Annotated in this window: 16 protein-coding genes; 5 read left to right on the forward strand and 11 right to left on the reverse strand. The window is 55.3% G+C overall.

Annotation, left to right across the window (positions count from 1 at the left end; translation table 11 throughout):
• Nucleotides 1-51 precede the first annotated feature (51 nt).
• Nucleotides 52-369 carry a hypothetical protein gene (locus LA756_RS26375; RefSeq protein ID WP_224437702.1) on the reverse strand — a complete coding sequence of 106 codons (318 nt, stop codon included), beginning with the start codon at nucleotides 367-369 and terminating at the stop codon, nucleotides 52-54.
• 156 nt (nucleotides 370-525) lie between these two features.
• Here LA756_RS26375 and LA756_RS26380 point away from each other — a divergent pair, with 156 nt between their 5' ends.
• A complete protein-coding gene (locus LA756_RS26380; RefSeq protein WP_224437703.1) occupies nucleotides 526-978 on the forward strand; it encodes an MOSC domain-containing protein in 453 nt (150 codons plus the stop codon).
• 65 nt (nucleotides 979-1,043) lie between these two features.
• Here the strand turns inward: LA756_RS26380 and LA756_RS26385 are convergent, their stop codons facing one another.
• On the reverse strand, nucleotides 1,044-1,637 hold the full coding sequence (locus LA756_RS26385; protein WP_224437704.1) for an HNH endonuclease: 594 nt from the start codon (nucleotides 1,635-1,637) through the stop codon (nucleotides 1,044-1,046).
• 555 nt (nucleotides 1,638-2,192) lie between these two features.
• Between LA756_RS26385 and LA756_RS26390 the strand changes: the two genes are divergently transcribed.
• The 3 genes from LA756_RS26390 (at nucleotide 2,193) to LA756_RS26400 (ending at nucleotide 4,288) form a co-directional block, all read left to right on the forward strand.
• Nucleotides 2,193-3,491 carry a S9 family peptidase gene (locus tag LA756_RS26390; protein WP_224437705.1) on the forward strand — a complete coding sequence of 433 codons (1,299 nt, stop codon included), beginning with the start codon at nucleotides 2,193-2,195 and terminating at the stop codon, nucleotides 3,489-3,491.
• Between the two features lie 77 nt (nucleotides 3,492-3,568).
• Complete coding sequence (locus LA756_RS26395; RefSeq protein WP_224437706.1) at nucleotides 3,569-3,916, forward strand: P-II family nitrogen regulator; 348 nt, start codon at nucleotides 3,569-3,571, stop codon at nucleotides 3,914-3,916.
• A 48-nt stretch (nucleotides 3,917-3,964) separates the two neighbouring features.
• The gene (locus LA756_RS26400; protein ID WP_224437707.1) at nucleotides 3,965-4,288 is read left to right on the forward strand and encodes a hypothetical protein; all 324 of its coding nucleotides are present in this window, start codon (nucleotides 3,965-3,967) and stop codon (nucleotides 4,286-4,288) included.
• Here the strand turns inward: LA756_RS26400 and LA756_RS26405 are convergent.
• The 9 genes from LA756_RS26405 to LA756_RS26445 all read right to left on the reverse strand — a co-directional run bounded on the left by LA756_RS26405 (nucleotide 4,285) and on the right by LA756_RS26445 (nucleotide 13,143).
• Nucleotides 4,285-5,433 carry a hypothetical protein gene (locus tag LA756_RS26405; RefSeq protein WP_224437708.1) on the reverse strand — a complete coding sequence of 383 codons (1,149 nt, stop codon included), beginning with the start codon at nucleotides 5,431-5,433 and terminating at the stop codon, nucleotides 4,285-4,287. The two genes, LA756_RS26400 and LA756_RS26405, sit on opposite strands and share 4 nt — an antisense overlap.
• 78 nt (nucleotides 5,434-5,511) lie before the next feature.
• Entirely contained in the window at nucleotides 5,512-5,712 is a 201-nt protein-coding gene (locus LA756_RS26410) for a DNA gyrase inhibitor YacG (RefSeq protein WP_224437709.1), read from the reverse strand.
• 26 nt (nucleotides 5,713-5,738) lie between these two features.
• Nucleotides 5,739-6,017, reverse strand: a complete 279-nt coding sequence (locus tag LA756_RS26415; protein WP_224437710.1) for an FmdB family zinc ribbon protein — start codon at nucleotides 6,015-6,017, stop codon at nucleotides 5,739-5,741.
• A gap of 68 nt (nucleotides 6,018-6,085) precedes the next feature.
• Nucleotides 6,086-6,655: a nucleotide exchange factor GrpE gene (grpE, locus tag LA756_RS26420; RefSeq protein ID WP_224437711.1), complete on the reverse strand. Its 570-nt coding sequence runs from the start codon at nucleotides 6,653-6,655 to the stop codon at nucleotides 6,086-6,088.
• 22 nt (nucleotides 6,656-6,677) lie between these two features.
• Entirely contained in the window at nucleotides 6,678-7,835 is a 1,158-nt protein-coding gene (gene dnaJ, locus LA756_RS26425; RefSeq protein ID WP_224437712.1) for a molecular chaperone DnaJ, read from the reverse strand.
• Between the two features lie 129 nt (nucleotides 7,836-7,964).
• The gene (gene groL, locus LA756_RS26430) at nucleotides 7,965-9,578 is read right to left on the reverse strand and encodes a chaperonin GroEL (RefSeq protein ID WP_224437713.1); all 1,614 of its coding nucleotides are present in this window, start codon (nucleotides 9,576-9,578) and stop codon (nucleotides 7,965-7,967) included.
• Nucleotides 9,579-9,639: 61 nt separating this feature from the next.
• Complete coding sequence (gene groES / locus LA756_RS26435) at nucleotides 9,640-9,945, reverse strand: co-chaperone GroES (RefSeq protein ID WP_224437714.1); 306 nt, start codon at nucleotides 9,943-9,945, stop codon at nucleotides 9,640-9,642.
• A 92-nt stretch (nucleotides 9,946-10,037) separates the two neighbouring features.
• Complete coding sequence (groL, locus tag LA756_RS26440) at nucleotides 10,038-11,720, reverse strand: chaperonin GroEL (RefSeq protein WP_224440444.1); 1,683 nt, start codon at nucleotides 11,718-11,720, stop codon at nucleotides 10,038-10,040.
• 355 nt (nucleotides 11,721-12,075) lie between these two features.
• Complete coding sequence (locus LA756_RS26445) at nucleotides 12,076-13,143, reverse strand: M42 family metallopeptidase (RefSeq protein ID WP_224437715.1); 1,068 nt, start codon at nucleotides 13,141-13,143, stop codon at nucleotides 12,076-12,078.
• Nucleotides 13,144-13,285: 142 nt separating this feature from the next.
• On the opposite strand from LA756_RS26445, the gene LA756_RS26450 reads away from it, so the two are divergent.
• Nucleotides 13,286-14,845: a bifunctional GNAT family N-acetyltransferase/carbon-nitrogen hydrolase family protein gene (locus tag LA756_RS26450; RefSeq protein ID WP_224437716.1), complete on the forward strand. Its 1,560-nt coding sequence runs from the start codon at nucleotides 13,286-13,288 to the stop codon at nucleotides 14,843-14,845.
• Nucleotides 14,846-14,849: the final 4 nt, after the last annotated feature.

Below are 14,849 nucleotides of genomic sequence, written 5' to 3' on the forward strand. Positions count from 1 at the left end.
CCGGCTTTGGAATAGGACCAGCCATTGGCTGTTGGGGTTCAGGGACGCGACTTAATCGTCGTCGTCTTCTTCCTCTTCTTCTTTTTCCTCTTCGTCGTCCTCACGCTCTTCGTCTTCGTCGAAGAACTCTTCGTCCATTTCTTCGTCCTCATCGTCGTCGATCAGGTCGTCGTCGAAGCTTTCATCGTCTACGGGCGTTTCGTCGTCGAAGTCCTCGAAGTCTTCGTCAAAGTCGTCGTCGAAGTCGTCCTCGTCGAAATCCTCTTCTACGTCTTCTTCGTACTCGTCGTCGGCCGCTACAATCGATTCAGAGAAAGCGGGCAAGTAACGATCGTGCGCCAGAGGCTTTTCCAGGATTTCTTCAGGCATTGCTAACCTTCGGTCGTTTATGTTCGTGCCGGGTATCGATATAGGGAGCGTGTTCGCCGGGAACCGAATCCTGAAATTAGAAAAGCCAGACCCCACCTGCGTCAACCACCTCGCAGGCGAAAACATTGGCGTCGGAAGCATTTACGGTGATTACGGATGAATTTCCCCCCAGGCCGCGTTGTTGCTGTTTGTCTCTCTACCGGTGGAATTCCACGACTTCCGGTCGATTCGGCCCAATTGACAGTCAATGGTTTTCAAGATGACGGGCATCGTTTCGACGAGCATTACGCCAAAAACCGGGCCGTGACGCTGTTCAATCAAGAAATTCTCGAGCAGTTTGACGCCGATTCGGCGGCCTTTCCGCCGGGAAGCGTGGGAGAAAACATCACCATTGCCGGAATCGAATTGAGTCGGTTGGCAGTTGGAGTAAACCTGGAAATCGGCAAAACGGTCGTACGGCTCGAGAAACCGTGGAAGCCATGTCATGCCAAGAATGCGGCGAATGGCTACTCCCGCGTCAATTCCCAGGAGCATTTCGGCTTTTTTGCCAGTGTCGTCACCGCTGGCATCGTTCAACCTGGCGACATCGTGAAAGTGGCCGCCGGCTAGCGAGGGCCACTTTTCGATTGTCGTTAAAGAAACAGGCCTTGATAACGTGTCGTTACCCAGGCCTGTTAGGTGTCGAGTTCGGTGTCCCAGTAAGCTTCGCTAACGAACTTACTCCAGGACTCGATTCTTACGCGTCTTGCCGCGTAAACTGGCGTCCACCTCGGCCGAATCGGCTCCTTTTTCATTGGCATGTGAGCCTCGGCAGGCGTACGGTTGGCCTTGCGATGATTACAGTCGACACAAGCCAACACACAGTTTTCCCAGGAAGACTCGCCTCCCTTGCTGCGAGGAAGCACGTGATCGATCGTCAGGTATTCGCTGCCGGGACGTGAACCGCAGTACTGACACGTGTACTGGTCCCGCTTGAACACATTGCGACGACTAAACGTCACCGTATTCCGCGGAATTCGGTCATAGTTGATCAGCGAAACGACTTCCGGGATCCGAATCTTCAGCAACTGCGAAGAGATGAATGGCTCGTCCTTGCCTGGGGCCAAGCTGGACCAATCCTCCCACGAGTAAAGCTGGTAGCTATGCGGGTCAACAACACGAGCCGTACCGCAGAAGACCTGCGTCAACGAACGTGCCACTGAAGCCACACCGACAGGCTGCCAGTTGCGGTTGAGGACCAGCGTGGGCCGCTCCAAAAGGGCCGTCATGAATCTGATTTCTCCCTCGTTGGAAGGTAGCCGATCGGATTCGAACCGAACGTTCTTTCATGCGTGCAGCGGAAAGATCTCGTACCACCGAGCCACGACTACCGAAGTAACGAAAAAACGATTAGTAGGCATTTGGGGCTGGGAAGGGATGCACGAATAGACCGGGAGCATTCACGCTCGGCGGTCCGACGTGTAAGACCTTCAACATAACATACTTCCAACCATTTATGCCAATATTTCAGGCGACCGAACGTCCTTCGCTCGACGCCAAGGCAACGGAACTGTAGGCAACTTGTGTTAAGGGGGTACGAAGGGTCTCGTAATTCGTGGGAAAAATGTCGATAACCTGTCGATGGTTAGGGGCACATCTACGCCACAAATCGTGAGCCTCATTGACCCTAAGTAGGCCTCTTTCCGCTGTTTATTTAGACCGAAAAGCAGTAGCCAGGTTCACAATTACGCCGAAATCTGCTGGGGGCGGTCGAGTTGCCACGTTAGAATGGGGACCACTTCGTTGACCCACCTTTTTCTACCACGCAGATTCGAGTTCCCACCATGACGTTTCCCGTGCCGCGCATTGCGTGCGTTTTCAGTCTTCTTCTCCTCTTTTCCACGACGGCGATGCTTCCAGCTCAGCAAGATAAAGTCATCTACGACGAAGCCGATGTGCCCAAGTACTCATTGCCTGACCTGCTGCTTTCGAGCGATGGCGACACGATTCGTACGGCCGAAGATTGGAACAACGTTCGGCGTGGCGAGATTTTGAAACTGTTCGAGCAAGCCGTATACGGCGAATCTCCTGCAGCCCCAGAGAAGATCGTCTTCGAGGTAACAGAATCGTCCGATGATGCCCTGGGTGGCAAAGCCCGGCGTCGTCAAATCGCTATTCGATTGACGGATGATCCTAATGGTCCGGTTTTGAATCTCTTGGTTTATCTGCCGAAAACCGATCAACCGGTTCCAACGTTCATGACGCTTAACTTCTACGGCAATGCTTCCATCAACAACGATCCCGCAGTTCCGCTGCCGACAAGTTGGCTCCGTAACAATAAGGAAAAAGGAGTTGTCGATCACAAAGCGACAGAAAAGCTACGCGGATCGAGTAGTTCGCGTTGGCCGGTCGAGACGATTCTGGAAAACGGTTACGGATTAGCGACCGCTTACTACGGAGATATTGATCCCGACTTCGACGACAAATTTCAAAATGGGATTCATCCTTACTTCTACGAAGATGGGCAAACCAAGCCGAAGCCGGATGAGTGGGGCGGTATTGCCGCATGGGCTTGGGGAGTCAGCCGAGCGATGGACTACTTCGAGGAGGCCGACGAAATCGACTCGGAAAAAGTAATCATGATGGGCCATTCGCGACTCGGTAAGACAGCCCTTTGGGCTGGAGCGACCGATCCGCGTTTTGCCGCAGTGATCTCGAATAACTCCGGCTGCGGTGGAGCGGCATTGTCGCGGCGACGATTTGGCGAATCGGTGAAAAGAATCAATACCTCATTTCCGCATTGGTTCAACGACAATTTCACCAAGTACAATCACAACGAAGACGCGTGCCCCGTCGATCAGCACCAATTGATTGCATTGATCGCACCACGTCCGTGCCTGGTTTGTAGTGCGGAAGAAGATCGTTGGGCGGACCCTCGCGGTGAATTCCTTTCGGCAAAGCATGCGAGTCCAGTCTATGAACTTCTTGGAGTCGAGGGCCTGAAAACGGACGAAATGCCCGCCGTCGACCAGCCGGTTCTCAGCCGATTGGGGTACGTCATTCGGGCAGGTGGGCACGACGTGAAGCCAATCGATTGGCAGCGCTACATCGAGTTCGCCAACAATCACGTGGTGGGAAAGTGACCTCCATCTGGTCGGACTTGGGGGTGTTTTGGTAGAACGAACGTATCGCCACCTCCGTTGTGTTGAAGGAGCCCCACGTGAAACTGATCGTCGCTGTCATCCAACCCACCAAATTGGACAGTGTCCGCACGGCTCTGTCGGAAATGGCGGTCGAGCGTTTAACCGTTTTCGACGCCGAAGGTTACGGACGGCAGCGTGGGCAGACGGCAACTTTCCGCGGCATTGAGTACCAAACCAATCTGCTGCGGAAAGTGATCGTCGAAATCGCCGTAAACGATGACTTCCTGGAAAAGACGCTCAGCATCATCGAGAATGTCTCGCGAACCGGCCAGGAAGGGAACATCGGCGACGGCAAAATCTTAGTCCTGCCGATTGAGCAAGTCGTCCAAATTGGCGGCAAAGAACGTGGACCTTCTGCGGTTTAGATCTTCCCTACAGGTGCTTCTTTGATTCTTTACTTCACAGCAGACTTGATGTCGAATTCCCGTGTTACAGGGCCAGCCAATGCCTTGGGAATTCCCCTCCGTGTGATTGCCTCGAAAGGGGGAATCCTCGAGACGATCGACGATGAAACGACCGCATTGATCGTCGATTTGAATCCTCCGGCTCGCAACGCAATCAGCACGATCGAGGAAGCGAAAGCTGCCCATCCCGACTTGCGGATCGTTTGCCATGGCCCACATGTTCAAGTCGAACTATTGTCGCAGGCCAAGGAGGCTGGCGCCGAAGTGGTGACCAACGGCCAGTTCCACAATCAAGTCGACGCGATTCTCACGAAACTGGCAGAAACCGCTTAGGTCGATTCTTCGCTGTTCGCTGCGTTTGAGTTGGTGTCGTTCGCATCGTCAGGCTCTTCATCGCCGCCGAGATCTTTGTTGAGCGCCGGCATGGCAAACCGTGGTTGGTCGTCGTCCAAGACAATCTCGTCCATCTCCGCCTGATCGACATCGCGGCGAAGCAGCAGGTAAATCCCTGCGAATACGGCAAAGAAGTAGCCAAATAGATAGGCATGCGCCAAATAAGCGATCGCGGAAAACCAGAAACGCCAGATCGGCCCGGCAACGCCATGTTCCATAATCGCTGCCGTTTGATCGGCACCTTGGCCCCAGCGAAGTCCGGTTTGCAAGGCGGCAATTGCGGTTCCTGTCAGTAAGCTAACCGCAAAAAACCCGACCGATCCGCCCACGAACGCGACCAGCAAGTACCACAAGTAGTGGAACGGACGCTGCGTCACATAGGCATAGCAGCGGCTCAGGGCATCGAAATGATCGGAGCATTCGGTACTGATCGTTCCCCACATCAGCGGCCACCCCAGCACGAGCGGAACGATTAGCATGCTGATTCCTAACGCCACAAGTACGGCCAAGAAGCCGACAATCCCTGTAATGACTGCCGCCCAAGGTCCAATCCAGTTAATGAGCCCGAACAAAAGCAATATCACCATCAACATGGTGACACCGATCATCGGGAACAAAGGGGAAAGAAAATAAGCGAGAAACTTTCGCAGCGAGTGGCCTAGCGCGGCTTTGATTCCACAGCGGTCGTTGACTGAAAACTCCATCGCTGCAATCCGGGCAATCGCTCCGCCAAAAATGGCAAATGTTGCGATGTACCATAGTGAAAAGAATAGAAACGTCAGCAGCCCACCAAATGTCGGGGCAGGGAAGAGACTCTGAAAAGGGTTCTCGCCCGTCAAACCGCGCTGGACGACATCGAGAAAATTAACCGGCGAAGCGGCCAAAACGGGAGCGGCACCTTCGGCAGTCCAGCTCCCGAACAGATGAAATCCGATCCAATGCCCCAAGGATAGCAAGCAAACGGCAACATACGCGAGAAACAGAACTCGCAAATAGAATGCAACCAAGGTTGCCCGAAAGAGGATCAACCAGGGAAAGCACTCGTGCCACGAAATGCCTCGCAGTAGTCCGCGTTCCTCCGACATGCAGCTTAACTCCTCTTACCCTGCGGGAATTTTTAGCCCGAATTATAGGCAGAGAAGGAAAGCTTTAAAACGTCACTCCTACGAATCTTCGTCGAGTTCGTCTGGCGAGCGATTCGCTTGTTCCTCGATATGCTTTTCGATATCGACCGGCAGTGCATGTTCTTCATCAAGCCACTGCCCCAAGTCGATCTGGCGACAACGTTCGCTGCAGAACGGCATCGCAGGCGTGTAGTCGGACTCGAAAGGATGACCACACGTGGGGCATCGAAGTGTAGCCATGATCGACCTCCTTGGAAAAACGCGATCTAGTCCGACTTTGGTTTGCTTTTCGATTCGCTTTTTGCCGGCTTCGACGACTCGCTGCTCTTCGATCCCTTTTCCGCACTCTTCTTGTAAGAATCGCTACGGTAATCGGTGATGTAGAATCCCGAGCCCTTGAACAACAATCCGCCACCGGTACTGAAGAGCCGGCGCAACTTCTTTTTCTTGCACTCAGGGCACTTCGTCAAAGGATCCGCCGAAATCGACTGGAATTCCTCAAACTCGTAGTCACAGGCGTCGCACTTGTATTCGTAGGTGGGCATTACAAGGGATTCTCCGGGGTTAATGATCAGTGGATCGAATGACCGTCTCTTTAAGTATAGCCAGCAACTTACTCGGGAGACTTGGAAACAATCACGTGGCTCGGACGCAGGCAACGATCGAACAGCTTGTAGCCAACTTGGGCCACATGCAGAACGGTGCCTGGTTCCACGTCAGCACTTGGCTGCTGCAAGATTGCTTCATGGAAGTTAGGATCGAACGGTTCGCCTTCGGCGGCGATCGGTTCGCAGCCACGCTTCTTCATCGTTTCGAGAAGCTGCTTTTCGACCAGCTTAATCCCTTCAACGATACCAGCCGCTTGCTCCGAGTCACCAGCGGACTGCATGGCTCGCTGCAAGTTATCGACGACCGGCAACAGATCGGAAAGCAGCGGCGAGTTCGCATACTTCAACTCGTCGTCGCGTTCTCGCTTGACGCGTTTGCGATAGTTTTCCAGATCGGCTTGAGCCATGAGCACGCGTTTTTCCGCGTCGACAAGATCTTGCTTCAACTGCTCGATCTGATCGTCCGAGTCTCCGAAGACAGCATCAGCCGATGCGGCTTCCTCGGTCACTGGCGACTCGTTCACTTCAGGGGTGGGGTCCTGCGAGGGATCCTTTTCGGGATGATCTGCAGACACGCGCTAAACTCCTTGATTCGCTCTAATTCTTGGTATCTTTTTCGTCCGACGATGCGAACAAATAGTCTTTAATCGATTCCAGGAACGACTTCCGGTGAGGGCTGACGTTCGTGTGCTCGTACTCGGCAAGTTCGCGAAGAAGTTCTTCCTGTTTCGGATCGAGCTTCTTGGGAACTTCAATATAGGTTTGCACGTACAAGTCGCCGGTGCCGCGTCCGTGGGGGTCGGGCATGCCTTTGCCGCGCATCTTGAACACTTCCGACGAACCCGAGCCTGCGGGAATCGTCAGCGTTGCCGGGCCGCTGAGCGTCGGCACTTCGATCTCACTTCCCAGGACGGCCTGGGTGTAAGTGATCGGCATTTTGAGGATCAAATGATCCCCCTCACGTTCGAACAGCTTGTGCTTTCGAATCGAGATATGGCAGTAGCAATCGCCGGGAGGCCCTCCATCAGGGCTCGGTTGTCCTTCCCCAGCCAGACGAACTCGCATGCCGTCGTCGACCCCAGGCGGGATCGCAACGTCCATGCTGACGCGATTGGTGGTGAAACCGTTGCCGCGGCAATCGGCACAAGGATCGGTGATGATCGTTCCTTGTCCGCCACAGGAAGGACACGTGGTCTGAACTCGCAGAATTCCGGCCTGCTGAACGACTTGCCCGGCACCACCGCAGCGACTGCACGCTTCCGGCTTCGAGCCAGGCTTCGCCCCGCTTCCGCTGCAAGTTCCGCAAGCGACACGTCGATCGACTTGGATCTCGCGATCGACGCCTGATGCGGCTTCTTCCAGATCGAGCGTCACGCGAACTTGAATGTCGGCCCCTTTGCGGACACGTCGGCGACCACCTCGACCGCCGCCACGGCCGAAGATATCGCTGAAAATGCCTCCGCCAAAGATATCGCCGAACGCTTCCATGATGTCTTCGACGTCGTGGAAGTTGGCCCGAGCTCCTCCTTCGACTCCCGCGTGGCCGTACTGATCGTAGCGAGCCCGTTTCTCGGAATCGCTCAGAACTTCGTACGCCTCGGCCGCTTCTTTAAACCGGACGACGGCTTCCTCGTCGCCTGGGTTTGAGTCGGGGTGATACTTGATCGCCAGCTTGCGATAGGCCTTGGAAATCTCGCCACTCGAGGCCGAGCGTTCAATTCCCAGGACTTCGTAATAGTCGACTTTCGTTGCCATCGTGTCCTCACGTAGGCGGCGGTAGAAACAAAACGGGCTGGTCCCCGGAAGAGATTCAGCCCGTTGTCATTTGTTTTGCTTGAGTGGTCCGAGCTTATGAACCCGGGCCACTCGAACATCATGTCTGGCTTAGCGAATGACGCCTTCGGCCGGACGCTTGCCGTCATCTTCCAGGTTGGTGACCAACGCTTCGGTGGTCAGCAGCAAACCAGAGATACTGGCGGCGTTGCTTAAAGCGGTACGAACCACCTTGGCTGGGTCGATGACGCCAGCTTTGACCATGTCGACGTACTCGCCCTTGTAGGCATCGTAGCCGTAGTTGGTCGACTTCTGCAGCACTTCGTCGACAACCACGTTGCCATCGATACCACAGTTGTTGGCGATTTGACGCATCGGAGCCGGCAAAGCCTTCAGGATAATGTCGACGCCGATCTTCTCGTCGCCACGGGCGGACGAACGAGCTTTTTCGACTGCTTCGATCGCACGGACCAAAGCAACACCACCACCTGGCAGGACGCCTTCTTCAACGGCCGCACGCGTGGCATGCAGAGCGTCTTCAACGCGAGCCTTGGTTTGCTTCATTTCGGCTTCGGTTTCGGCACCGACCGAGATCACAGCAACACCACCGGAAAGCTTCGCCAGGCGTTCCTGGTACTTTTCCTTGTCGTATTCGCTGTCGGTTTCTTCGATCTGACGCTTCAGCTGACCGATGCGTTGTTCCAGATCTTTCTTGTCGCCGCCACCTTCGACGATCGTCGTCTTGTCTTTGGTGATGTTGATCTTTTTGGCACGACCGAGCTGGTTCAACTGAACCTTGTCGAGCGTGATGCCGAGGTCATCGCTGATCACTGTACCGCCGGTCAGGACGCCCATATCGGCCAGCATCGCCTTACGACGATCGCCGAAGCCAGGAGCCTTCACTGCAGCGATGTTCAACACGCCACGCAGACGGTTGACGACCAAAGCGGTCAACGCTTCGCCTTCGATGTCTTCAGCAACGATCAGCAGAGGCTTGCCGGTGTTGCCAACTTGTTCTAGAAGTGGAATCAGCTCTCGCAGATTGCTGATCTTCTTTTCGTGGAACAGGATGTAAGCGTCTTCCATCTCCACGTCCATTTCGGCTGGACGGTTGATGAAGTAAGGCGAGATATAGCCCTTGTCGAACTGCATCCCTTCGACGTAATCGACCGTCGTTTCGCGGCTCTTGCCTTCTTCGACGGTGATGACGCCATCTTGGCCGACACGGTGCAATGCTTCGGCCAACAGTTCGCCGATCGCGCGGTCGTTGTTGGCGCTGATGCTACCGATGTTGGCAACGTCATCCTTGCTGTTGACTGGCTTGGCCAGGTTCAGCAGGAAGTCTTCGGCAGCGTTGACAGCCTTCTCGATACCGCGACGAATGGCGGTCGGGTTGCTACCAGCGACAATGTTACGAAGACCTTCCTTGAAGATGGCACGAGCGAGAACCGTAGCGGTCGTCGTTCCATCGCCGGCAACGTCAGACGTTTTGCTGGCGACTTCGTTGACGAGCTTAGCGCCCATGTTCTCGAAGCGATCTTCAAGTTCGATTTCTTTGGCGACGGTCACACCGTCTTTGGTAACCGTTGGGCCGCCGAACGACTTGTTGATGATCACGTTACGGCCGGTCGGGCCCATCGTGACGGCGACAGCGTCGGCCAGCTTGTCGATGCCCTTGAGCATCTTGGCTCGGGCATGATCCTCGAAAAGCAGTTGTTTTGCCACGCTAAGAATCCTTATGTGATAAAAACTGAATGCGGTTTAGGACAGAGCCGAATCTGGGGTCTTAGTCGTTGACGACTTTGGCCAGAATTTCGGTCTCGCGAAGGATCTTGTACTCGTCGCCATCGATTTCGATATCGCTGCCGCTGTACTTGCCGTAGATAACTTCGTCGCCAATAGCTACCGAAAGTTCAGCACGGTTGCCGCTATCCAACAGCTTGCCGGGGCCAACGGCCAACACGGTACCACGCTGTGGCTTTTCCTGAGCGGAGTCAGGGAGAACGATACCACCAGCGGTGGTTTCTTCTGCTTCCAGCGGCTGAACAACAATGCGGTCATCCAAAGTGCGAATCTTCAGACTCTTCGCCATGGGTGTTTATCCTTAAAACTTATTCAGGGGTATGTTTGATGTTTTGAAACGAATATTGGTAAGGTCGAAAGCAACTCAAGGCAAAGCCTGAATTACATCATGCCGGGCATGCCCATGCCGCCCATTCCTGGCATGCCGCCCATTCCGCCCATGCCACCCATTCCGCCGTGGTCATGGTGATCGTGGTGATCGCCACCATCATCTTCGGTTGGGATTTCGGTGACCAGCGAGTCGGTCGTCAGCAACAGAGCCGCGACGCTTGCTGCGTTTTGCAAGGCCGTGCGAACAACTTTGGCAGGATCGATCACGCCAGCTTCGACCAGGTCTTCGTAGTTGCCGGTGTCGGCGTTGAAGCCTTCGGTGGCCTTCTTCTGCTGACGAACACGGTTGACGACAACGCCCCCGTCCAAACCAGCATTTTCCGAGATCGTACGCAGTGGGAATTCGAGCACTTTAGCGACGATGTCGGCACCCAGCTTTTCGTCTCCTTCGACGTTTAGCTTCTTGAGGGCCTTTTCGGCACGCAACAGGGCGATGCCACCCCCAGGAACGATCCCTTCTTGCAGGGCGGCCTGGGTGGCGCTCTTGGCGTCGACCAACAGGTCCTTACGTTCCTTCATTTCGGTTTCGGTTACGGCACCGCAGTTGATCTGAGCAACGCCACCGGCCAACTTCGCGAGACGTTCCTGCAGCTTTTCCTTGTCGTATTCGCTGTCGGTCGCTTCGATTTCGTTGCGGATTTGCGAAGCACGACCTTCGATGTCGGCCTTCTTGCCGGCACCACCGACGATAACGGTGTCGCTGGCCGAAAGCTTGACCTTCTTGGCACGACCGAGGTTGGAAGTCTTGACGCTTTCCAACTCGATGCCGAGATCCTTGAAGATGGCCGTTCCGCCGGTCAGCGTGGCAATGTCGCCGAGCATGGCTTTACGACGGTCGCCGTAGCCAGGAGCTTTGACGGCGGCAACGTTCAGAATGCCACGCATCTTGTTGACGACGAGCGTGGCGAGAGCTTCGCCTTCGACGTCTTCGGCGATGATCAGCAGAGGCTTGTTGGCTTTGCTGACAGCTTCCAGAAGTGGAACGAGCTTCTTAGCAGCCGAGATCTTTTCTTCAAACAGAAGAATGTAGCAATCTTCCAGTTCGACGGTTTGGCTGTCTTCGTCGGTGACGAAGTGTGGCGAAAGGAAACCGCGATCGAACTGCATCCCTTCGACGATGTCGACGGTCGTTTCGCTACCGCGACCTTCTTCGACGGTGATGACGCCGTCTTTACCAACTTTCAGGAAGGCCTCGGCGAGCACTTTACCGATCGTCGGATCGTTGTTACCTGCGATGGTAGCGATCTGTTCGATCTGCTTCTTGCTCTTTTCGTCGATCTTGGTCGACGACTTCTGAACAGCTTCGCCCACGGCGTCGGCAGCTTTCAGGATGCCACGCTGCAAAGCCATGCCGTCGGCACCGGCAGCCAACATCTTAAGACCTTCGCGGAAGATGCCTTCGGCGAGCACGGTGGCGGTAGTGGTACCGTCGCCGGCAACGTCGTTCGTCTTGCTGGCAGCTTCTTTGACCAACTGACAGGCCAGGTTTTCGTAGACATCATCCAATTCGATGTCTTCGGCAACCGTGACGCCGTCCTTGGTGATCTTGGGGGAACCCCAGCCTTTGTCCAGCACGGCATTGCGACCACGCGGACCCAACGTGCTTTTCACGGCACGTGCCAGCTTTGTTACGCCGGCCAAAAGCGGCTGTCGCGCTTCATCTCCAAAGACCATCTGTTTTGCCACGTCTGGAATCCTCCTCTTGTGGGATGAACTGGTTTCACTCGGTCGGGCTCGTGACGGGGTGTCCCCTCAATTGGGCGAGCGGTCGCGACCGGTTTATTCCATAACTTGGTGAGTAACCGTTGTTTCGTTTGTCTCTCAAAGCGAACTGCCGATGCACCCTGAGTGCAGATTTTGGCAGACTCTCGCTTGAGGTTGGGCAATAGATGCAACTACCGTGCCGGGATACTAATGCAAAAACGCAAGTCCCTTGTGTGAAGAGACTTGCGCTTGATGCTTTGGCAGGAATTCTCTGCCAGAATCTTCCGCTTGCCAATTTGGCAGGGCGAAAAAATCGACCGGATGCCTACATCCCTGGGCGGAAGTCATCGTCGTCCTGAACGCTGTGCAGGAACTCGGCGAGCAGGTTCGCGGCGTGGTCGATGTCGTCTAGCGAGATCGTTTCGACGGCGCTGTGCATGTAACGGTTCGGAATGGCGACCAGCCCGGCGGCGACCCCACCTCGGGTGGTTTGAATCGCGTTCGAGTCGTTCGGGGCTGCTTTGCCAAGGGCGGCAATCTGATACGGAATGTTGTGCTTCTCGGCCACTTCGATCAGCCGAGCAACCACTTTGGGGTTCATATTGGGGCCGCGATAGATGACCGGACCACGTCCCAGGTACACTTCGCCCCGTTCACCGCGGTCGATCGTGGGGCAGTCGGTCGCGTGGGTCACGTCGACCGCAATCCCGATGTGGGGATCGATGCCGTAGGCACTTGTCTTGGCTCCACGCAGTCCAATCTCTTCTTGAACGGTCGAAACGGCATAGGCAGCACAGTTCTTCTCGCTCTTCTGGCCGTAGCGTCGAGCTGCTTCGATCACGACCCACAAGCCGGTCGTGTCATCCATCTTCGGTCCGAAGGCCAGGTTGTTCTGCATCTTCTGCATGCCAAGCTGCAGCGTGACAGGGTCGCCCACGCGGACAAGCTTCTTCGCTTCGGCTTGATCCTTGGCACCGATGTCGAGCCACAAGTCTTTCAGCTGAATGGCCGCTTTGCGTTCGCCATCGGTCAACAAGTGGATCGGCTTGCGAGAGATGACCGCGGGAATCTCACCGTCGTCGGTCCAGATGCTCATCTTCTGCCCGACCAGCTGAACAGGATCCCAGCCGCCGATGGTTTGGCAGCGAATGAAGCCCATTTCGTCGATCTGGGTAACCAGCAAACCGATTTGATCGCAGTGCCCGGCCATCATCACGCGGACCTTGCCGCCGGAATTGACCGAAGCGATGACGTTGCCATGGAAGTCCGTGTCGACGTTGTCGGCGAAATCGGCCGAGTATTCCCGGACCAGGTTCTGGACAGGGGCTTCATAGCCAGAGGGACTCGGGGTGTTCAACATTCGCTCGAGAAACTGAAGTGGCTCGGACTCCATATGCAAAACGGCTCCTTGAGATTTGCGGGAATGTGAAATGGTTGACAGAGACCAGCGGATATCATTGTGTAAACAGGTCGCCGCGCGGATAATGCTTGCGCGTCAGCACACATTAAGGCAGTCTAGGGGATAGGTGCGTTCGATGGAACCGATTGATCTGAAGGAATACGAGTGGAAAACGGTGATTCGTCCTATGCGCGTCGACGATTACGACGCGTTGGTCGAAATGCAGACGGCCTGTTTCCCCGGTATGGAACCTTGGTCGAAGGCCCACATCGAAAGCCAGATCCAGCACTTCCCAAACGGGCAGATCGTCATCGAGATCGACGGCCAGATCGCGGCGTCCTCCAGCAGCTTGATCGTGCAGTACGATCCCAACATGGCGTGGCACAACTTTAAAGCGATCTCCGACAACGGCTACATCCGCAATCACAACCCTAAGGGAGACACCCTGTACGGAATCGAGATGATGGTTCATCCCGAGTTCCGTGGGCTAAAGCTTTCGCGCCGCATGTACGACGCGCGGAAAGAGATGTGCCGCGAGATGAATTTGGCCCGCATGATCATCGGCGGCCGCATTCCTGGCTACCACAAAGTGGCGGACAAGATGACCGCGCGCGAGTATGTCGAACGTGTGGTCGCCAAAGCCGAGTTCGATCCTGTACTAACCGCTCAGACCGCCAACGGCTTTGCGCTGCAGGGACTCATCTCGAATTACCTGCCCAGCGATAAAGCTTCGTGCGGCTACGCGACATTCCTCGAGTGGCTTAATCTCGACTTCAAGCCAGGGGCGAAGCGCCGGTTTCATCACCTGGTCGAACCGATCCGCATTACCGTGGTGCAGTACGAAATGCGGGCCATTCGTAGCTTCGACGAGTTTGCCCAGCAGTGCGACTTCTTTCTCGATGTCGCTTCCGATTACAAGTCAGACTTCATTCTCTTCCCGGAACTGTTCACCACGCAGCTGCTTTCGTGCGTGGAACCAACGCGGCCAGGGCTCGCAGCACGACGTTTGGCCGAGTTCACAACCGACTATCTCGAGTACTTCTCGGAACGTGCCATCAAGTTTAACGTCAACGTAATCGGCGGCAGCCACTTCGTGCTGGAAAACGATACGCTGTACAACATTGCCTATTTGTTCGGTCGCGACGGCTCGATCGGGAAACAGTACAAGATTCATATCACCCCCAGCGAACGCAAATGGTGGGGAATCGAGCCTGGCGACACGGTCGAAGTGTTCGATACCGATTGCGGGAAAGTGGCGATTCAAATCTGTTACGACATCGAGTTCCCCGAACTGACGCGGATCGCGGCGAACAAAGGGGCCGAGATGATCTTCGTGCCGTACAACACCGATACGCGGCATGGGTATCTTCGTGTGAAAACGTGTGCCCAGGCTCGCTGCGTAGAAAATCAGATCTACGTTGCCATCTCTGGCTGTACCGGTAACTTGCCCTTTGTTGAAAATGCCGACATCCATTACGCCCAGTCTGGCGTCTTCACCCCATGCGATGCCGAGTTTGCGCGAGATGGCATCGCTGCCGAGTGCAATCCGAACGTCGAAACGATCGTCATCCATGACGTCGACTTGGAACTTCTCCGCCGGCATCGACTGGAAGGTTCGGTCCAAAACTGGAACGACCGCCGCAAAGACCTCTACAAAGTGCAGTACATGGAAGATGGCCAGCAGCGGACCGTTTAAGCGA

Origin of the sequence: Bremerella sp. TYQ1 (genome assembly GCF_020150455.1) — a bacterium.
Lineage (GTDB): Bacteria > Planctomycetota > Planctomycetia > Pirellulales > Pirellulaceae > Bremerella > Bremerella volcania_A.